Genomic DNA, 17,176 nt, shown 5'->3' with positions numbered 1-17,176 from the left:
TTGTGCTCGTTTGGGGAGTTGTGTTGACCGCTTCGCGCACCAGCCTTACGTTCAGGCCATCAAGTGCGCAGGCGGCCGTTCACGGCTGCTCATCTGCGCATCGCGCAGCGAGCGCCCCCCGCTCGGGGAGACGGAGGCAGTCATGATCACCAGGACATCTCGTCGGGCCCTGCTGGCCGGGGCGGCCGGGGCGGCGGCGTTCGCGCTCACCCTGTCGGCCTGCGGCGGGTCGAGCAGCGGCGGCAGCGCGAGCGGGGGCTCGAGCCAGACCAGCGGGGTGACGATCACCGTCGCGCTGGCCTCGGACCCGCCGCCCAAGGCGGCGCTGGACGAGTTCACCAAGGAGACCGGGATCAAGGTCAACTGGGTCAACATCGACTGGGACAGCCTGCAGACCAAGATCAGCGCCGCGGCCACCGCGAAGACCTACTTCGCCGACGCCACCGACGTCGACTGGTCGCGGGTCGGCCAGCTGGGCAAGCTCGGCTGGTTCTACCCGATGGAGACCATGGTCGACACCAAGACGATGGCCTCCGACATGCCGCAGCTCACCTCGTTCACCAAGGACGGCCACGTCGTCGGCATCCCCTACGACGCCTCGTTCATGGTTACCACGGTCAACGAGAAGATGTTCCAGAAGGCCGGCGTCACCGAGATGCCGAAGACCATCGACGACTACACCGCCGCGCTCAACAAGGTGAAGAGCGCGGGCGTGGTCAAGTACCCGCTCAACATCCCGTTCGCCGCTGCCGAGGGGCTCTCGACCTACTGGTACGAGACCACCGGCGCGTTCGGCGGCACCGTGCTCGACGGCGCCGGCAAGCCGCAGTTCACCACCCCGGACTCGGCCGGCTACAAGGCCGCCACCTGGATGGTCGACGCGATCAAGAACGGCCTGGTGCCGCCCGGCAACATCAACGTCACCGACAGCCAGGGCTCGCAGACCCTGATGGCCAAGGGCCAGGTCGCCAGCATCTTCTCCGACTACTCGGGCGGGATCGGCACGCTGTACAACATCAAGTCGGCCTCGTCGGTGGTCGACCAGGTCAAGTACATCCCGACGCCCGGCGTCACCGGCACCGCGGCCAACCTCGGTAACCCCGACGGCATCGGGATCCCCAAGCAGGCCAAGTACCCGCAGGCCGCGGCCAAGTTCATCGAGTGGTTCACCAGCGCCAAGAAGCAGGAGGACTTCGCCGGGCTCAACGGGCAGGACAAGATCTTCCAGGGCTACGCGCTGCCGTCGCACCTGTCGGTGCTGCAGAAGATGAGCGAGTCCGGGACGCTGCCCGAGGGCAAGTCGCTGGTGCCGATGCTGCAGGGCTCAAAGCCGGTGTTCCCCGAGGGCGCCCCGGCCTGGTACCCGCAGTTCTCCAACGCCGTCTACACCAACCTGCACGCGGCAGCCACCGGGTCGATGACGGTCGACGCGGCGATCAAGACCATCGCCGACACCGCCAATCGGCTGGCCAGCGGCTCGTGAGCCTGACCCGCTCGGCGACGCCGGGCCCCGGCCTGACTGCCGAGGCCCGGCCGACCGCCCCGGTCCGCCGGCGCGGACGCCGCTTCGACCCGTTGCCCTACCTGCTGGTCGCCCCGGTGGCGATCTTCATCGTCGGGCTCGCGCTGATCCCCGCGGTGTTCACCGTCGTGCAGTCGTTCTTCAAGGTCAACCCGCTCGACCCGCCGACCCGGTTCACCGGGCTGGGCAACTTCCGTGCCCTGCTCGCCGACGACGCGGTGATCGGCAGCCTCGGCAACACCGCGTTCTACGTGGTGGTCGGGGTGACGCTCTCCACCGTGCTGGGGATCGCGATGGCGGTGCTGTTGCAGCGTCCGTTCCGTGGCCGCAGCCTGGTGATCGCCGTGCTGATCCTGCCCTGGGCGCTCCCCGGGGTGGTCGAGGGCATCCTCTGGACCGGGATCTTCGACCCCAACGCCGGCTTGATCAACAGCATCGTCACCCAGGTCGGCCAGATCTTCGGGACCGGCGCCGGCGGCACCACGCTGCTGCTCGGCCAGAACCGGCTGCTGACCATCAGCCTGATCGAGCTGGTCCAGGTCTGGCAGATCACCCCGCTGTCGGTGCTGCTGATCCTGGCCGCGCTCCAGCTGATCCCCGGCGAGCTCTACGAGGCCGCCGAGATCGACGGCTGCACCCGCTGGGGCGCCTTCCGCCGGATCACCCTGCCGCTGGCCCGGCCGGGCATCGCGGTCTGCATGGTGCAGGCGGTGATCGCCACCCTCAACGTCTTCGACCAGCCCTACGTGCTCAACGGCGCCGCGGCCACCGGGTCCTCGATCACCATGCAGACCTACTTCATCAGCTTCCAGGACCTCGACTTCGGCCAGGGCTACGCGCTCAGCCTCATGATCACCGTGGTGACGTTGATCATCAGCCTGGTGGTGGTCCGGACGATCTACCGGCGGGTGGAGCTGTGAGCCGGCCGGGCGCGCGCGCCGGGAACACCGGGCGCGGGATCGGGGTCGCGCTCACCCTGCTGTGGTCGGTGATCCCGATCTACTGGGCGGTCAAGACCAGCTTCCAGACCGACGCCGACGCCCGCGCCAACCCGGCGCAGTACGTCCCGCTGCGGCCGACGCTGGAGAACTACCGGACGCTGCTCACCGCCGACTCGGACGTGCCCGGGCAGATCCGGCGGGCGGCGCTGAACATCGTGGTCGAGTGCGGTGCGGCCACCGTCGTCACCGTGCTGCTGGCCACCCTGGCCGGCTACGCGTTCGCCCGGATGCGGTTCCGCGGCCGCAACGTGCTCTTCTACGCGGTGCTGGCCACCATGGCCTTCCCGCCGTACACCACGCTGATCCCGCTCTACCGGATCATGAGCCTGCTCGGTCTGGTGAACACCTACACGGGCATCGTGCTGGTCTACGTCTCCGGCTTCCTGCCGCTGGCCACCTGGGTGCTGCACAACTACTTCTCGAGCCTGCCCGAGAGCATCGAGGAGGCCGGGCTGGTCGACGGCGCCAAGCGGCTGCAGGTGCTCTGGCACCTGCTGCTCCCGCTGGCCCGGCCCGGGATCATCTCGACCGCCCTGATCACCTTCCTGTTCGCCTGGGGACAGTTCCTGTTCCCGTTGGTGCTCTCGAGCGATCTCTCCACCCAGCCGCTGACCGTGGTGATCGCCTCGCTCCAGGGCCGGCACGTCGTCCCGGCCAGCCTGCTCAACGCGGCCGGGGTGCTGGCGATCATCGTCCCGGCGGTGCTGGCGCTGGCCTTCAACCGCTACATCGTCAACGGCCTGCTCGCCGGCAGCACCCGGTGACCGGCCGCGCAGGGACCTCCCCGCGTTCAGGGGCCGGCCGGTCGCTGGTGCTGATCGGCGCCGGGAGTACGGTCTTCACTCCGGGCCTGATGGCCGACCTGGCCCGGACGCCGGTGTTCGCCGGCTGGACGGTCCACCTGGTCGACCTCAACCCCGAGGCGGCCGAGGTGATGGCCCGGCTGGGCACCCGGATGGCCGCGGCAACCGGCGCCGACCTCCGGTTCGAGCCGCACACCGACCGGCGCGAAGCGCTGCTCGGTGCCCGGTTCGTGGCCACCACCGTCGCCGTCGGCGGGGCGGACGGCTGGCGCGCCGACCTCGACCTCCCGCAGCGGCACGGGATCACCCAGACCGTCGGCGACAGCGTCGGGCCCGGCGGGGTGCTCCGCGCGCTCCGGCACGTCCCCGAGCTGGCCGCGATCGCCGCCGACGTGGCCGAGCTGGCCCCGGCCGCGACGATGATCAACTACTCCAACCCGCTGACCGCCAACGTCCGCGCGGTGACCTCGACCACCGACCTGGCGGTGATCGGGTTGTGCCACGGCACCATGCACACGCTGGCGGCCCTGGTCCGCGACCTCGGGCTGACCGACCGGAGCGGCGACGTCCGGGCCACCTTCGCCGGGCTCAACCACCTCTGCTGGCTGCTCGACCTGCGGCTCGGGGCCGAGGACCTCTACCCGCGGGTGCTCGCCCTGGTCGAGGAGCGCGCCGGCGGGATCGACGCGCCACCGAGCCAGGGGGAGGGCCTGGCCCAGCCGGTGTCGGCCGACCTGCTGCGCACCTTCGGTCGCTACCCGGCGCCGGGGGACCGCCACGTCTCGGAGTTCTTCGGCTGGTACCTGACCGGCGAGGACCCCGGGGCGCTGCGCTGGGGCCTCCAGCACGGCCGCGACGACACCGACCGCTACATCGACGAGAAGACCGACCTGTGGGACCGGCTGCGCGCCCAGGCCGCCGGAATGGAGCCGCTACCCGCGGCGCCCGACGCTCAGGAGGCCGAGCGGCTGGTGGCCATCTGCGCGGCGCTGGTCGAGGGCGCCGACCGGCTCGAGCTCGCGGTCAACCTGCCCAACCGCGGGGCGATCGCCGGGCTGCCCGACGAGGCGGTGGTCGAGGTGCCGGCGGTGATCGGCCGCACCGTCACCCCGCTCGCCGTCGGCGCGCTGCCGGCCGGGATCACCGCGGTGCTGGCCGCCCGCGCGGCGCAGCAGGAGATCGTGGTGCGTGCGGCGCTGACCGGTGACCGCGCGCTCGCGGTGCAGGCGCTCGCCCTCGACCCGCTGGTGCCGGGTCCGGCGGTGGCGGCGAGGATCATCGACGACGCGGTCGCCGCCGGCACCGTCCCGGCGGTGTTCGGGGCGGCACCGGGGGACGGGGACCACGACGACGACGCTGGCGAGGGGAAGGAACGATCATGACGAGCCCGACGACACAGGCGGCGACCACGACGGGCAGCGAGCCGGTGATCGGTGCCGGCGCCCTTGGCGGCCCCGAGGTGGCCACCGCCCGGGAGATCGCCCAGCAGCCCGCCGTCTGGCGCCAGGTCGGTCGTGATCATGCCGAGCACGCCGCCGAGCGGGCGGCGTTCCTCGCCCCGCTGCTGGCCGACGCCCGGACCCGGATCGTGCTCACCGGCGCCGGCACCTCGGCGTTCGCCGGTCGGGTGCTGGCGCCGTCGCTGAGCCGGGAGCTGGCCCGTCGGGTCGAGGCCGTCCCCACCACCGACATCGTCTCCAACCCGCGCGAGGTGTTCGCCGACGACGTCCCGACGCTGCTGGTCTCGTTCGCCCGCTCCGGCGACAGCCCCGAGTCGGTGGCCGCCACCGAGCTGGCCGAGCAGTGCCTGACCTCGGTGGCGCACCTGATCATCACCTGCAACCCAGGTGGCGAGCTGGCCAGCCGGCACCACCCGGACGCCGGCCCGCGCGACGGATCGCTGGTCGTGCTGATGCCGCCGGCCACCAACGACACCGGCTTCGCGATGACCTCGAGCTTCACCTCGATGGTGCTCGGCTGCTGGCTGACCCTCACCGGCGCGGCCGAGCCGGCCGCGCTGGCCGACCGGCTGGCCATCGCGGTCGAGCCGCTGCTCGCCGACCCGTCACCGGTCACCGCGCTGGCCGCCCGCGACTACGCCCGGGTGGTCTACCTGGGCAGCGGTGGGCTGGCCGGACTGGCCCAGGAGGGCGCGCTCAAGCTGCTCGAGCTCACCGCCGGCCGGACGGTCAGCTTCCACGACAGCTCGCTCGGCTTCCGGCACGGACCCAAGGCGGTGCTGGACGACGCCACGCTGGTGATCGCCTTCCGGTCCGACGACGCCTACACCGCGCGTTACGACGACGACATCGCCGCCGAGCTGGTCGGTGCGGTCGGGTCGGACCACGTGCTCCGGCTCACCGCCCGGACGGACGGCCCGGCGGGCGAGCACGACCTGGTGCTCCCCGGGCTCGAGGGCCTCGACGACGCCGTGCTCGCGGTGCCGTTCGCGGTCGCGGTGCAGCTCTTCGCGCTGGCCTGCTCGGTCCGCGCCGGGCTGACCCCGGACAACCCGTTCCCCGGCGGCCAGGTGAACCGGGTGGTCCAGGGCGTCACCATCCACCCGCTCGAGCCCTGAGCCCGGCGACGCCGCTTCCGGCCACCGGGCAGGATGGGCGGGTGCGGAGCTACCTGGGGATCGACGGCGGCGGCACCAAGACGGCCCTGGCCGTGGTGGACGAGACCGGCCGGGTGCTGGCCGAGCACCGTGCCCCGACCTGCTACTACCTCGAGGCCGGGTCCACCGAGGGGACCGGGCTGGTCGCCCGGGTGCTCGGCGAGGCGATCCCCACCGTCTGCGCGGACGCCGGGCTCACGCCGGCCGGGCTCGACTACGCGTTCGTGACCCTGCCCGGCTACGGCGAGGCCAGCGGCGACGTCGCCGCGCTGGACGCGATCCCGGCCGGGATCCTCGGCCACGACCGGTACGCCGTCGACAACGACATGGTCTGCGGCTGGGCCGGTTCGCTCGGGCTGGCCGACGGGATCAACGTCGTGGCCGGGACCGGCTCGATCGCCTACGGCCAGCGCGGCGAGGCCACCGCCCGGGTGGGCGGCTGGGGCGAGCTGATCGGCGACGAGGGCTCGGGGTACTGGATCGCGGTCCGCGCGCTGGCCCAGGCCACCCGGATGAGCGACGGCCGGCGGACGGCCGGGCCGCTGCTCGAGCTGCTCGAGGACGAGCTCGGGCTGCCGAGCCCCTGGGACCTCGTCGAGCTCGTGCACCACCGCTGGGGCGGCGACCGGGCCCGGATCGCCGCGCTGACCCCGCTGGTGGTCCGCGCCGCCGAGGCGGGCGACCGGGCCGCCGCCGAGGTGCTGGCCGACGCCGCGGTCGAGCTGATCACGCTGGTCCGCACCGCCCGCCACCGGCTCGACTTCGCCGAGGGCGAGGTCGTGCCGGTGTCCTACTCGGGTGGCGTCTTCCAGGCCGACCTGGTCCGCGACGCCTTCCGCCGCGGGCTCGAGGCCGGGTCCGGCGAGGAGGGCTACACCATCACCGAGCCGAGGTTCTCACCGGTGATCGGCGCCGCGCTGGCCGCGGCCGCGCGGGCCGGGACCCCGCTGGACGAGGCCGCCCGCGACCGGCTGCCGACGGCCTGAGCCGGCCGAACCGGCGGCTCAGCTGTGGCGGAGCGCGTCGATCAGCTGGCTCTTGCTCATCGAGGACCGGCCGTCGATGCCGATCTCCTTGGCCCGGTCGTAGAGGTCCTGCTTGCTCCAGTCCTCGTAGTCCCCGGACCGGCCGCCCTTCTTGCCGACGGCACTCCGCGAGCTGTTGGCGGCGGCGTTGGCGATCCGGGCCGACTTCTGCTTGCTGTTGCCCTCGTCGCGGAGCCGTTCGTAGAGCTCGGGGTCCTTGACGCTGGGGCCGGGATCGGCGCTCTTCTTCGGCATCGCTGACCTCCTGGATCGGCTGTGGGGCTGTGCCCGGCAACCTACTCCGACCCGGGAACCGGGTCGCCCGCTCCCGCGACGATCGTGTTGGCTGGGGTGATGACGAGCGGCACCGACGGAGCCCCGGCGACCGGCACCCGACCGGCCGCGGAAGTACGGGGCGCCGTCGGCGCGACCTACCTGGCCTTCATCGCGACCGGGTTCGCCTTCGCCAGCTGGGCCTCGCGGATCCCGCAGGTCCGCGACCACTTCCGCCTCGATCCGGCCCAGCTCGGGCTGGTGCTGCTGGCCATCGCGGCCGGGTCGCTGATCGCGCTGCCGCTGTCGGGGGTGCTGGTCAGCCACCTGGGTTCGCGGCGGACCGTGCGGCTGATGGCCGTGCTCGACGGCGTCGCGCTGCTCGTGGTGTCCGCCGGGTTCCTGCTCGGCGTCCCGGTGGTGGTGGTCGGGCTGTTCCTCTTCGGGTTCGGCCAGGGGGCCTGGGACGTCGCGATGAACGTCCAGGGCGCGCTCGCCGAGCGCCGGCTGGGGCGGGCGATCATGCCGCGGTTCCACGCCGGCTTCAGCGTCGGCACCGTGGCCGGCGCCCTGACCGGGGCGGCGATGGTCGCGCTGCGGGTGCCGGTGAGCGCGCACCTGCTGGTGGTCGGCGTGCTGGTCGCCGTGGTGGTGCCGTTCGGCGTCCGCCGCTTCCTGCCCGACCACGACCACGAGCCGGCCACGGCGTCCGCACTGGAGGCGGCCCCCGGGCCGACGGCCGTTCGGCTGCACGCGCTGCGCGCCTGGCGCGAGCCGCGGACGGTGCTGATCGGCGTCTTCGTGCTCACCTTCGCGTTCGCCGAGGGCACCGGGAACGACTGGACCAGCGTGGCGCTGATCGACGGCTACCGGCTGCCCGCCAGCCTCGGCACCCTCGGGTTCGCGGTCTTCCTGGCCGCTATGACCGCCGGACGCTGGTTCGGCCCCGGGCTGCTCGACCGGCACGGCCGGGTGGTGGTGATCCGGGTGATGGCCGGGCTCGCGGTGCTGGGGGTGGCCCTGTTCGTGTTCGGTCAGCTCCCGGTGGTCGCGTTCCTCGGCCTGGTGCTGTGGGGTGTCGGGACGTCGCTCGGCTTCCCGGTCGGCATGAGTGCCGGGGCCGACGAGCCGGCGATGGCGGCGCCGCGGGTCAGCGTGATCGCCTCGGTCGGCTACTGCGCCTTCCTCGGCGGGCCGCCGCTGGTCGGCTTCCTCGGCGACCACGTCGGGGTGCTGCGGGCCGTGGTCGTGGTCGCCGCCCTGCTCGCGCTGGCCGTGGCGATCACCGGGGTCACCCGTCCGCCGGCCGCGGCCGGGAGCACCCCCGATCCGGCCGGCTGACCGGGTCGGGTGCCGGGATGCGGACCTCGACTTCGGTCCGGGCGCTCTCCTTTGATTGAATGGGAGGACGGAGCCGGAGCGGATGCTGAGCGTTCTCCCTGGTCACCCGATCGGCAGTGCCGACCCCAACTGATCGTCCCCGGCCACGGTGGCGGTTCACGATGGGCCCTCGCGTGTGGAGGCGCGAGGGCCCTTCGGGGTTTCTGGGGCCGGAACGCCTCCGCTCGAGCAGCGCCACAGCATCGGCTGGATACAGCTTCGGATGTACCGTAGCGCCGTGCGCGCAGCGATCCCGGTGCTCACGGCCGGTCCTGAGGCCCTGGCCCGTTTCGGCCACGCCCTCTCCGACCCGACCCGCACCCGGGTCCTGCTGGCGCTCCGGGACGGTCCCGCCTACCCGGCCGACCTCGCCGAGCTGGCCGGGGTGAGCCGACAGAAGATGTCCAACCACCTGTCCTGCCTGCGCGGGTGCGGACTGGTGGTCGTGGCGCCGGAGGGCCGTCGCAGCCGCTACGAGCTGGCCGACGCCCGGATCGCCCACGCGCTCGGCGATCTGGTCGACCTGGCGCTGGTGGTCGATCCCGCCCACCGGGTCGACGCCGGGATGGATCGATGAGCGGTCACGCCCACGACGGGCACCACCACGCGCAGGGTCCCCAACACGGGACAGGACACGGGCACAGCCACGGCGACGCGCACGACCCGGCCGACCGGCGCCGGATCGCCGTGGTGCTGGGGATCACCAGCGTGGTGCTGGTCACCGAGGTGGTCGGGGCGGGGCTCACCGGCAGCCTCGCGCTGCTCGCCGACGCCGGCCACATGCTCACCGACGTGGTCGGGCTGGTGCTCGCGCTGGTCGCCGCCCACCTGGTCGGGCTGCCCAGCAGCAAGGCCCGGACCTGGGGGTTCCGGCGGGCCGAGGTGCTGGCCGCGGCGGCCCAGGCCCTGCTGCTGCTCGGCGTCGGCGGCTACGTCCTGGTCGAGGGCATCCGTCGGCTGATCAGCCCGGAGTCCGTCGCCTCCACCGGGATGCTGGTCTTCGGCGTGGTCGGGCTGGTGGGCAACGCGGTCTCGATGGCGGTGCTGTCGGCCCGGCGCGGCGCCAACCTCAACCTGCGGGCCGCCTTCCTCGAGGTGCTCAACGACGCCCTCGGGTCGGTGGCGGTGATCGTGGCCGCCGCGGTGATCGCGCTGACCGGGTGGCTGCGCGCCGACGCCGTGGTGTCGCTGCTGATCGCCGCCCTGATCGTGCCCCGCACCGTCCGGCTGCTCCGGGAGACCGCCGGGGTGCTGCTCGAGTCGACCCCGGCCGGGCTGGACCTCGACGACGTCCGCGCGCACATCGTCGAGCTGCCGCACGTCCGCGAGGTGCACGACCTGCACGCCACCCAGATCGCCACCGGGCTGCCGGTGCTGACCGCGCACGTGGTGGTCGACCCCGACTGCTTCTACGACGGGCACGTCCCCCGGTTGCTCGACAGCCTGCAGCGCTGCGTGGCCGAGCACTTCCCGATCAGCGTCGAGCACTCGACCTTCCAGCTCGAGCCGGCCGGGCACGCCGACCACGAGACCGGCCGGCACGGCTGAGCCGCCGGCGGTGCTGCCGCCGGACGGTCAGGAACGCGGCGGGACCGCGCGCTCGGCCGGTCCGACGTAGCTGCTCAGCGGCCGGATCAGCGCGTTCCCGGCCAGCTGCTCCATCACGTGCGCGGTCCAGCCGGTGATCCGGCTCATCACGAAGATCGGCGTGAACACCGCGGTCTCGAACCCCATCAGGTGGTAGACGAGCCCGCTCGGGTAGTCGAGGTTGGGGTGGATGCTCTTGCGCGCCAGCATCTCGGCCCCGAGCGCGTCGTAGGTGGCCCGCAGGTCGCCGGCCCGGCCGTCGGCGGTGATCTTGTCGAGCTCGGCCTGCATGGTCGGCACCCGGGAGTCGCCGTTCTTGTAGACCCGGTGGCCGAAACCCATGATCTTGCGCTTGGTGGCCAGCGCCTCGTCGAGCCAGCCGCTGACCCGGTCGGCGGTGCCGATCTCGTCCAGGGTGTGCATCACGGCCTCGTTGGCGCCACCGTGCAGCGGGCCCTTGAGCGCGCCGATCGCCGCGGTGACCGCGCTGTGCAGGTCCGACAGCGTCGAGGTGACCACCCGCGCGGTGAAGGTCGAGGCGTTGAAGCTGTGCTCGGCGTAGAGGATCAGCGAGACGTCGAAGGCGCGCAGCACGTCGTCGCCGGGCACCTCGCCGAAGCACATCCGGAAGAAGTTCGGCGTGTAGGCGAGCTCGGGGTCGGGCGCGATCGGCTCCCGGCCCTGGCGCCGCCGCTGGTCGAGGGCGACCACGGTGGGCAGCTTGGCCAGCAGGTCGACCGACTTGGCCAGGTTGGCCTCGGGGGAGGCGTCCTCCTCGGTCGGGTCGGCGGCGCCGATCCAGCTCACCGCGGTGCGCAGCACATCCATCGGGTGGCAGTCGGTGGGCATCGCCAGCAGCACCTGCTGCAGCTCGGGGCTGATCGCCCGCCGCGACCGCTCGTCGGCGGTGAACGCCTCGAGCTGGCCGGGGTCGGGCAGCTCGCCGTGCCAGATCAGGTAGGCGACCTCCTCGAACGTGCACGCGGCCGCCAGCTGCTGCACCGGGTAGCCGCGGTAGGTCAGCGAGTTGGTCTCGGGGTTGACCATCGACACCGAGGTGGTGTCGACCACCACCCCGGCCAGCCCGCGGTGGATGGTCGGCTCGGTCTGCTCGCTCATGCGGGGTCCTGTTCGTCGGTGGTGGGCGGCTCGACGCCGGCAGGGACGTCGAAGGCGAAGATCTCGGAGTCGAAGGCGGTGTAGTCGGCGTAGCCGACCAGCTCGTAGAGCCGGGCCCGGGTCTGCATCCGGTCGACCAGGTCGCGCTGGGTGCCGCGCTCGGCGATCGTCCGCAGCCCGTCCTCGATCGCTCCCATGGCCAGCCGGAGCAGGGTCACCGGATAGATCACCAGGTTGAAGCCCAGGTCGGCCAGGGTGGCCTCGTCGAGCAGCGGTGACTTGCCGAACTCGGTCATGTTGGCCAGCAGCGGGGCGTCGACCGCGGCCCGGAAGGCGGCGAACTCGTCGGGGCCGGAGAGCGCCTCGGGAAAGACCAGGTCGGCACCGGCGGCGACGTAGGCGCGGGCCCGTTCGACCGCCGCGTCGAACCCGTCGACGCCGCGGGCGTCGGTCCGGGCGCAGATGACGAAGTCGGGATCGGTGCGGGCGGCGACCGCGGCCGCGATCCGCTGCACCATCACGTCGGGCCCGACCAGCGCCTTGCCGTCGAGGTGGCCGCACCGCTTCGGGTTGACCTGGTCCTCGAGGTGGCAGCCGGAGACGCCCTTGGCCTCCAGGGTGCGGACGGTGCGGGCCACGTTGAGCGGTTCGCCGAAGCCGGTGTCGGCGTCGATCAGCGTCGGCAGCGTGGTGGCGGTGATGATCTGCTCGGCCCGGCCGGCCACCTCGGTCAGCGTGGTCAGCCCGATGTCGGGCAGGCCGAGCTCGGCCGAGAGCACCGCGCCGGAGATGTAGACGCCGTCGAAGCCGAGCTCGGTGATCAACTTCGCCGACAGCGGGGTGAACGCGCCGGGGAAGCGGAGCAGCCGCCCGCTCTCCAGCCCGGCCCGGAAGGCGCGCCGGGCTGCGCTCGCCGGGTGCGGGGCCGGGACGCCCGTCCCGGCGGGGACCGCGGTCATCAGAACAGCCCCGCGGCGCCGGTCGGCAGCTCGACGAGGTCGGCGACCACGGTCAGCCCGTCGAGCTCGTCCGGGCCGAGCTCGGGCAGCCGGGCGACCAGCCCGAGGAACCGGTCCTGCTCGGCCGCGGAGACGACGCCCTCGGCCAGTGTGCGGAACTTGGCCACGTAGTCGGGACGGGCGAACGGCCGGGCCCCGGCCGGGTGCGCGTCGGCGACCGCGAGCTCGTCGGTGATCACCGTGCCGTCGTCGAGGGTGATCACCACCCGCCCGCCGAAGGCCCGCCGGTCGGGGTCCGGGTCGTGGTAGCGGCGCGTCCACTCCGGGTCCTCGACGGTGGTGATCTTGTGCCAGAGCGCGACGGTGTCCGGCCGCTGCGCGCGCTCGGGCCGGTAGCTGTCGACGTGGTGCCAGCGGCCGTCCTGCAGGGCGACCGCGACGATGTACATGATCGAGTGGTCGAGCGTCTCGCGGCTGGCGTGCGGGTCGAGCTTCTGCGGGTCGCCGGCCCCGGTCCCGATCACGTGGTGGGTGTGGTGGCTGGTGTGGATGACGATGCTCTGCACCCGGTCGGTGTCGGGCACCCGGTCGCGGAGCTTGCGGGCCAGGTCGATCAGCGCCTGCGCCTGGTACTCGGCCGAGTGCTCCTTGGTGTAGGTCCGCAGGATCGCGTCGCGCGGTTCGCCGGGTCCGGGCAGCCGGACGGTGTAGCGGGCGTCCGGGCCGTCGAGCAGCCAGGCGATCACGCCGTCCTCGCCCTCCCAGATCGGGGCCGGGGCCCCCTCGCCGCGGAGCGCGCGGTCGAAGGCCTCGATCGCCGCCTTGCCGGCGTGGGCCGGGGCGAACGCCTTCCAGCTCGAGATCGCCCCCTTGCGCGACTGCCGGGTGGCGGTGGTGGTGTGCAGCGCCTGCCCGATCGCCTGGTAGGTCGTCCCGACCGGGGCACCGAGCAGGGTGCCGAGCCCGGCGGCGACCGACGGCCCGAGGTGCGCGACGTGGTCGATCTTGTGGGCGTGCAGGCAGATCGCGGTGGCCAGGTCGACCTGCACCTCGTAGCCGACGGCGATGGCGCGGACCAGCGCGGCGCCGTCCCGCCCGGCGTGCTGGGCGACCGCCACCAGCGGCGGGATGTTGTCGCCCGGGTGCGAGTACTCGGCGGCCAGGTAGGTGTCGTGGTAGTCGAGCTCGCGGACCGCGGTGCCGTTGGCCCAGGCCGCCCACTCGGGGGCGACCCGTCGGCTCGCCGGTTGACCGAAGACCGTGGCCCCGGCGCCGCCGGGACCGGCCGGGTGCGCGTCGGCCTGGTCGCGGGCCACCACGACCGGTGAGCGGCCCAGCGAGGCGACCGCCACCGCGGCGTTGTCGATCACCCGGTTGATCACCATCTCGGCGACCGCGTCGGTCACCTCGGCCGGGTCGGCGGCGAGCTCCGCGAGCCGCCAGGCGAGCTCCTGGTCGCGGGGGAATCCCTCGCCGCTCGGATGGACGGTCACCTCGTACTGGTTCACCTGGCGTCGGCTCCTTCCGCGATCCGGTGCTGAACGTACCCGACCGGCTCCCGGGCAGGTCCGTCCCCGGGTGGATGACGGCGGGCGGGCCCGGGGCTAGCGTCCGGATCATCGCGGTGAGCCGTCCGAACGATCGGGGTGGGGAGGAGAAGCGATGACCGAGGTACCGGGCACCCGGACGTTCGCGCACGCGGGGAGCGCCTACGACCGGTTCATGGGCCGTTACGCGACGCCGCTCGCGACGCTGTTCGCCGACGTCTGCCGGATCGCACCGGGGATGCGGGTGCTCGACGTCGGGTGCGGCCCGGGTGCGCTGAGCGCGGTGGCGGTCGAGCGGGTCGGACCGGACGCGTTGTGCGCCCTCGACCCGACCCCGGGGTTCGTCGAGCTCTACCGCAGCCGCTTCCCCGGCGTCGACGTCCGGCAGGCACCGGCCGAGGCGATCCCGTTCGGCGAGGCCGCCTTCGACGTCACCGCGGCCCAGCTGGTGCTGCACTTCGTCGACCGGCCCGAGGTCGCGGTCGCCGAGATGGCGCGGGTCACCCGGCCCGGCGGCACCGTCGCCGCGGCGGTGTGGGACTTCGCCGAGGGGATGGAGCTGCTCCGGTTCTTCTGGGACGCCGCGCTCCGGGTCGACCCGGCCGCGCCGGACGAGGCACGGACGCTGCGGTTCGGCGGCGAGCACAAGATCACCGACCTGCTCACCGCCGGCGGGCTGGTGGACGCCGAGGAGCACCTGCTCCGGGTCGAGTCGACCTACCGCGACGTGGACGAGCTCTGGGACACCCTGCTGGCCGGGATCGGGCCGGCCGGGAGCTACCTGCTGGCCCAGGACGCGGAGCGTCGCGCCGCGATCCGGGCGGCGCTGGACGACCGGCTCGGTCGGCCGTCGGGGCCCTTCACCCTCCGGGCACTGGCCCGGGCGGCCCGCGCGACGCGCCCCTGAGCCGCCCGCGGGCCCGACCTCACACCCGGCCCGGCTGTCTCGTCACCACGGTGACGGCGCTCGGTGAGCGACGGTGACGAGGAGGGACGATGTGAGGCACATCCTGATCGTGGGCGGTGGGTACGCGGGGCTCTACACGGCCTGGACGCTAGAGAAGCAGCTCCGCCACGGTGAGGCGCGGGTCACCGTGGTCGACCCGCGGCCCTACATGACCTACCAGCCGTTCCTGCCCGAGGTGGCCGCCGGCGGCGTCGAGGCCCGGCACGCGGCGGTCTCGCTGCGCCGCCACCTGCGTCGCACCCGCGTGGTCGGCGGCTGGGTCACCGAGGTGGTGCACGCCGAACGCCGGGCGGTGATCACGCTGCCCGACGGCAGCGAGCGCACCGAGCACTACGACGAGCTGGTGGTCACCGCCGGCGCGGTCACCCGCACCTTCGCCGTCCCCGGGCTGCTCGAGCAGGCGATCGGGCTCAAGCAGATCGAGGAGGCGGTGGCGATCCGCAACGGCGTGCTCACCGCGTTCGACCGGGCTGCGGGGCTGCCGCCGGGGCCCGAGCGGTCGCGGCTGCTCACCGTCGTCTTCGTCGGCGGCGGCTTCTCCGGCGTCGAGGGGTTCGGTGAGACGCTGGCCTTCACCCGCGCGCTGCTGGCGCGCTATCCGGAGCTGAGCGCCGAGGAGGTCTCGATCCACCTGGTGGAGGCGACCGACCGGATCCTGCCCGAGGTCGCTCCCCGGACCGGGCGGTGGGTGGTGGAGCACCTGCGCGAACGCGGCGGGCGGGTGCACCTCGGCACCCAGCTGGTCTCGGCCGTCGACGGGCACGTCGTGCTGTCCGACGGCACCGCGTTCGACGCGAACCTCGTCGTCTGGACCGCGGGCAACGGCGCGAACCCGGTGGTGGCCCGGCACACCGACCTGCCGTTGGACGAGCGCGGGTTCGTGACCGTCGGCGCCGACCTGCGGGTCGTCGCGCTGGGGGCGGACGGGGCCGAGCCGGTGGTGGTCCCGCACGCCTGGGCGGCCGGCGACGACGCCTCGGTGCCCGACCTGGCCGCCGACCGGCCCGGCGCGCGGACCGTCCCCAACGCGCAGCACGCCGTCCGCCAGGGCCGGGTGCTCGGGGAGAACCTGGTCGCGGCGCTCCGCGGACGGCCGCCCCGGCCGTACGTCCACCACTCGCTCGGCACGGTGGCCACCCTCGGCGTCGGCCACGGCGTCTTCGAGTACCACCGGCTGGTGATCCGCGGGCCGCTGGCCTGGCTGATGCACCGCGGCTACCACGTGCTCGCGGTGCCGTCGTGGGAGCGCAAGGTGCGGGTGCTGCTGGTCTGGCTCGGCCAGCTGGTGGCCGGGCGCGACATCGTCTCGCTCGCCGACCTCGCCGCGCCCCGCGACGCGTTCGTCCGCGGCGGGGTGCCGCGGCGACCTGCGGTCCGGGCGGCCGAGCAGACGGGCGAGCGAGCCGCGGAACCGGCGGGGGAGCGGCGGTGACCGCGGGCGAGCTCGACGACGACCCCGAGCACGTCGACCTCGAGGCGGTGGTCGCCGAGCGCCGGCGGCTGCTCGCGCTCTGCTACCGGATGCTCGGCTCGCTGGCCGAGGCCGAGGACGCCGTCCAGGCGACCTACGTCCGCTGGTACCGGATGGAGCAGCGCGAGCGCGAGGCCGTGCTCAACCCGCAGGGCTGGCTGACCCGGACGGCCAGCCGGATCTGCCTCGACCTGCTCGGCTCGGCCCGGGCCCGCCGCGAGCGCTACGTCGGCGAGTGGCTGCCCGAGCCGGTGCCGGCCGACCTGTTCCGCGGCACGGTCCCGGCGCCGGCCGAGCCGTCGCCGCGGGCCGACCCGCTCGCGCAGGTCACGCTCGACGACGAGGTCAGCACCGCGCTGCTGGTGGTGATGGGGTCGATGACGCCGGCGGAACGGGTCGCCTTCGTGCTGCACGACGTGTTTGCGGTGCCGTTCCCGGAGATCGCCGGGATCGTCGGTCGCAGCCCCGCGGCGGTCCGGCAGCTGGCCAGCGCCGCGCGCCGCCGGGTGCGGAGCCAGACCCCCGGCGAGGTCGACCGCGCCCGGCACGACGAGGTGGTCCGGGCCTTCGCCCGGGCCAGCCGCGAGGGCGACCTCGGCGCCCTCGCCGCCCTGCTCGACCCGGCCGTGGTGCTGCGGTCCGACGGCGGCGGCGTGGTCTCGGCGGCCCGCCGCCCGGTGTTCGGGGCGGACAAGGTCGCCCGGTTCCTGGCCGGCGTCCGGACCAAGAGCCCCGACCTGGCGTTCAGCGAGGTCAGCACCGGTGACGGCGCAGCCCTGCTGCTCAGCGACGGCACCGGGGTCCGGGCCGTGCTGAACCTCGGCGTCCGGGGCGGCGTGGTCACCGACGTCTGGCTCCAGGTCAACCCGGAGAAGCTCCGGGCCTGGTCGTCGCCAGCCCGCTGA

General features: G+C 73.7%; 16 protein-coding genes. 12 read left to right on the top strand and 4 right to left on the bottom strand.

Translation table 11 applies throughout. The annotated features are described in order from the left end of the window. Positions 1 to 142: 142 nt before the first annotated feature. The 6 genes from FHX74_RS18425 to FHX74_RS18400 are packed head-to-tail and all read left to right on the top strand — an operon-like array spanning position 143 to position 6,929. Positions 143 to 1,483, top strand: a complete 1,341-nt coding sequence (locus FHX74_RS18425) for an extracellular solute-binding protein (protein WP_182561643.1) — start codon at positions 143 to 145, stop codon at positions 1,481 to 1,483. After that, on the top strand, positions 1,480 to 2,442 hold the full coding sequence (locus tag FHX74_RS18420; RefSeq protein WP_182561642.1) for a carbohydrate ABC transporter permease: 963 nt from the start codon (positions 1,480 to 1,482) through the stop codon (positions 2,440 to 2,442). Before FHX74_RS18425 ends, FHX74_RS18420 begins: the two co-directional genes overlap by 4 nt. Continuing rightward, positions 2,439 to 3,287, top strand: coding sequence for a carbohydrate ABC transporter permease (locus tag FHX74_RS20560; protein ID WP_182561641.1), 849 nt, complete (start codon positions 2,439 to 2,441; stop codon positions 3,285 to 3,287). The genes FHX74_RS18420 and FHX74_RS20560 overlap by 4 nt, the downstream gene beginning before the upstream one ends. After that, positions 3,284 to 4,708 carry a family 4 glycosyl hydrolase gene (locus FHX74_RS18410; RefSeq protein WP_182561640.1) on the top strand — a complete coding sequence of 475 codons (1,425 nt, stop codon included), beginning with the start codon at positions 3,284 to 3,286 and terminating at the stop codon, positions 4,706 to 4,708. Before FHX74_RS20560 ends, FHX74_RS18410 begins: the two co-directional genes overlap by 4 nt. Then, complete coding sequence (locus tag FHX74_RS18405; RefSeq protein ID WP_182561639.1) at positions 4,705 to 5,904, top strand: SIS domain-containing protein; 1,200 nt, start codon at positions 4,705 to 4,707, stop codon at positions 5,902 to 5,904. Before FHX74_RS18410 ends, FHX74_RS18405 begins: the two co-directional genes overlap by 4 nt. Before the next feature lie 41 nt (positions 5,905 to 5,945). Continuing rightward, positions 5,946 to 6,929, top strand: coding sequence for an N-acetylglucosamine kinase (locus FHX74_RS18400; protein ID WP_182561638.1), 984 nt, complete (start codon positions 5,946 to 5,948; stop codon positions 6,927 to 6,929). 18 nt (positions 6,930 to 6,947) lie between these two features. Here FHX74_RS18400 and FHX74_RS18395 read toward each other — a convergent pair whose 3' ends face one another. Beyond that, complete coding sequence (locus FHX74_RS18395) at positions 6,948 to 7,223, bottom strand: DUF7218 family protein (protein ID WP_182561637.1); 276 nt, start codon at positions 7,221 to 7,223, stop codon at positions 6,948 to 6,950. A gap of 99 nt (positions 7,224 to 7,322) precedes the next feature. Between FHX74_RS18395 and FHX74_RS18390 the strand changes: the two genes are divergently transcribed. The 3 genes from FHX74_RS18390 (at position 7,323) to FHX74_RS18380 (ending at position 10,169) form a co-directional block, all read left to right on the top strand. Continuing rightward, positions 7,323 to 8,582, top strand: a complete 1,260-nt coding sequence (locus tag FHX74_RS18390; protein ID WP_182561636.1) for an MFS transporter — start codon at positions 7,323 to 7,325, stop codon at positions 8,580 to 8,582. 277 nt (positions 8,583 to 8,859) lie between these two features. Then, positions 8,860 to 9,198, top strand: a complete 339-nt coding sequence (locus tag FHX74_RS18385; RefSeq protein ID WP_328823919.1) for an ArsR/SmtB family transcription factor — start codon at positions 8,860 to 8,862, stop codon at positions 9,196 to 9,198. Further along, positions 9,195 to 10,169, top strand: a complete 975-nt coding sequence (locus FHX74_RS18380; RefSeq protein ID WP_182561634.1) for a cation diffusion facilitator family transporter — start codon at positions 9,195 to 9,197, stop codon at positions 10,167 to 10,169. Before FHX74_RS18385 ends, FHX74_RS18380 begins: the two co-directional genes overlap by 4 nt. A gap of 27 nt (positions 10,170 to 10,196) precedes the next feature. Here the strand turns inward: FHX74_RS18380 and FHX74_RS18375 are convergent, their stop codons facing one another. The 3 genes from FHX74_RS18375 to FHX74_RS21245 are packed head-to-tail and all read right to left on the bottom strand — an operon-like array spanning position 10,197 to position 13,794. Next, positions 10,197 to 11,327 (bottom strand): bifunctional 2-methylcitrate synthase/citrate synthase, encoded by a 1,131-nt coding sequence (locus tag FHX74_RS18375; protein WP_182561633.1) that lies wholly within the window; start codon positions 11,325 to 11,327, stop codon positions 10,197 to 10,199. Further along, positions 11,324 to 12,286: a methylisocitrate lyase gene (gene prpB / locus FHX74_RS18370; RefSeq protein WP_182561632.1), complete on the bottom strand. Its 963-nt coding sequence runs from the start codon at positions 12,284 to 12,286 to the stop codon at positions 11,324 to 11,326. The genes FHX74_RS18375 and prpB overlap by 4 nt, the downstream gene beginning before the upstream one ends. Further along, on the bottom strand, positions 12,286 to 13,794 hold the full coding sequence (locus tag FHX74_RS21245) for an MmgE/PrpD family protein (RefSeq protein ID WP_182561631.1): 1,509 nt from the start codon (positions 13,792 to 13,794) through the stop codon (positions 12,286 to 12,288). Before FHX74_RS21245 ends, prpB begins: the two co-directional genes overlap by 1 nt. 154 nt (positions 13,795 to 13,948) lie before the next feature. Between FHX74_RS21245 and FHX74_RS18360 the strand changes: the two genes are divergently transcribed. From FHX74_RS18360 to sigJ, 3 genes are all read left to right on the top strand, one after another. After that, entirely contained in the window at positions 13,949 to 14,740 is a 792-nt protein-coding gene (locus tag FHX74_RS18360; protein WP_182561630.1) for a class I SAM-dependent methyltransferase, read from the top strand. Positions 14,741 to 14,831: 91 nt separating this feature from the next. Next, entirely contained in the window at positions 14,832 to 16,232 is a 1,401-nt protein-coding gene (locus FHX74_RS18355) for an NAD(P)/FAD-dependent oxidoreductase (RefSeq protein ID WP_182561629.1), read from the top strand. Further along, positions 16,229 to 17,176 (top strand): RNA polymerase sigma factor SigJ, encoded by a 948-nt coding sequence (sigJ, locus tag FHX74_RS18350; protein WP_328823918.1) that lies wholly within the window; start codon positions 16,229 to 16,231, stop codon positions 17,174 to 17,176. The genes FHX74_RS18355 and sigJ overlap by 4 nt, the downstream gene beginning before the upstream one ends.

The organism is Microlunatus kandeliicorticis (assembly GCF_014137855.1).
In the GTDB taxonomy this organism is placed as follows: Bacteria; Actinomycetota; Actinomycetes; order Propionibacteriales; family Propionibacteriaceae; genus Microlunatus; species Microlunatus kandeliicorticis.
Note: the sequence above shows the minus strand (reverse complement) of the source record. Positions and strands in the feature narration are given on the sequence as shown.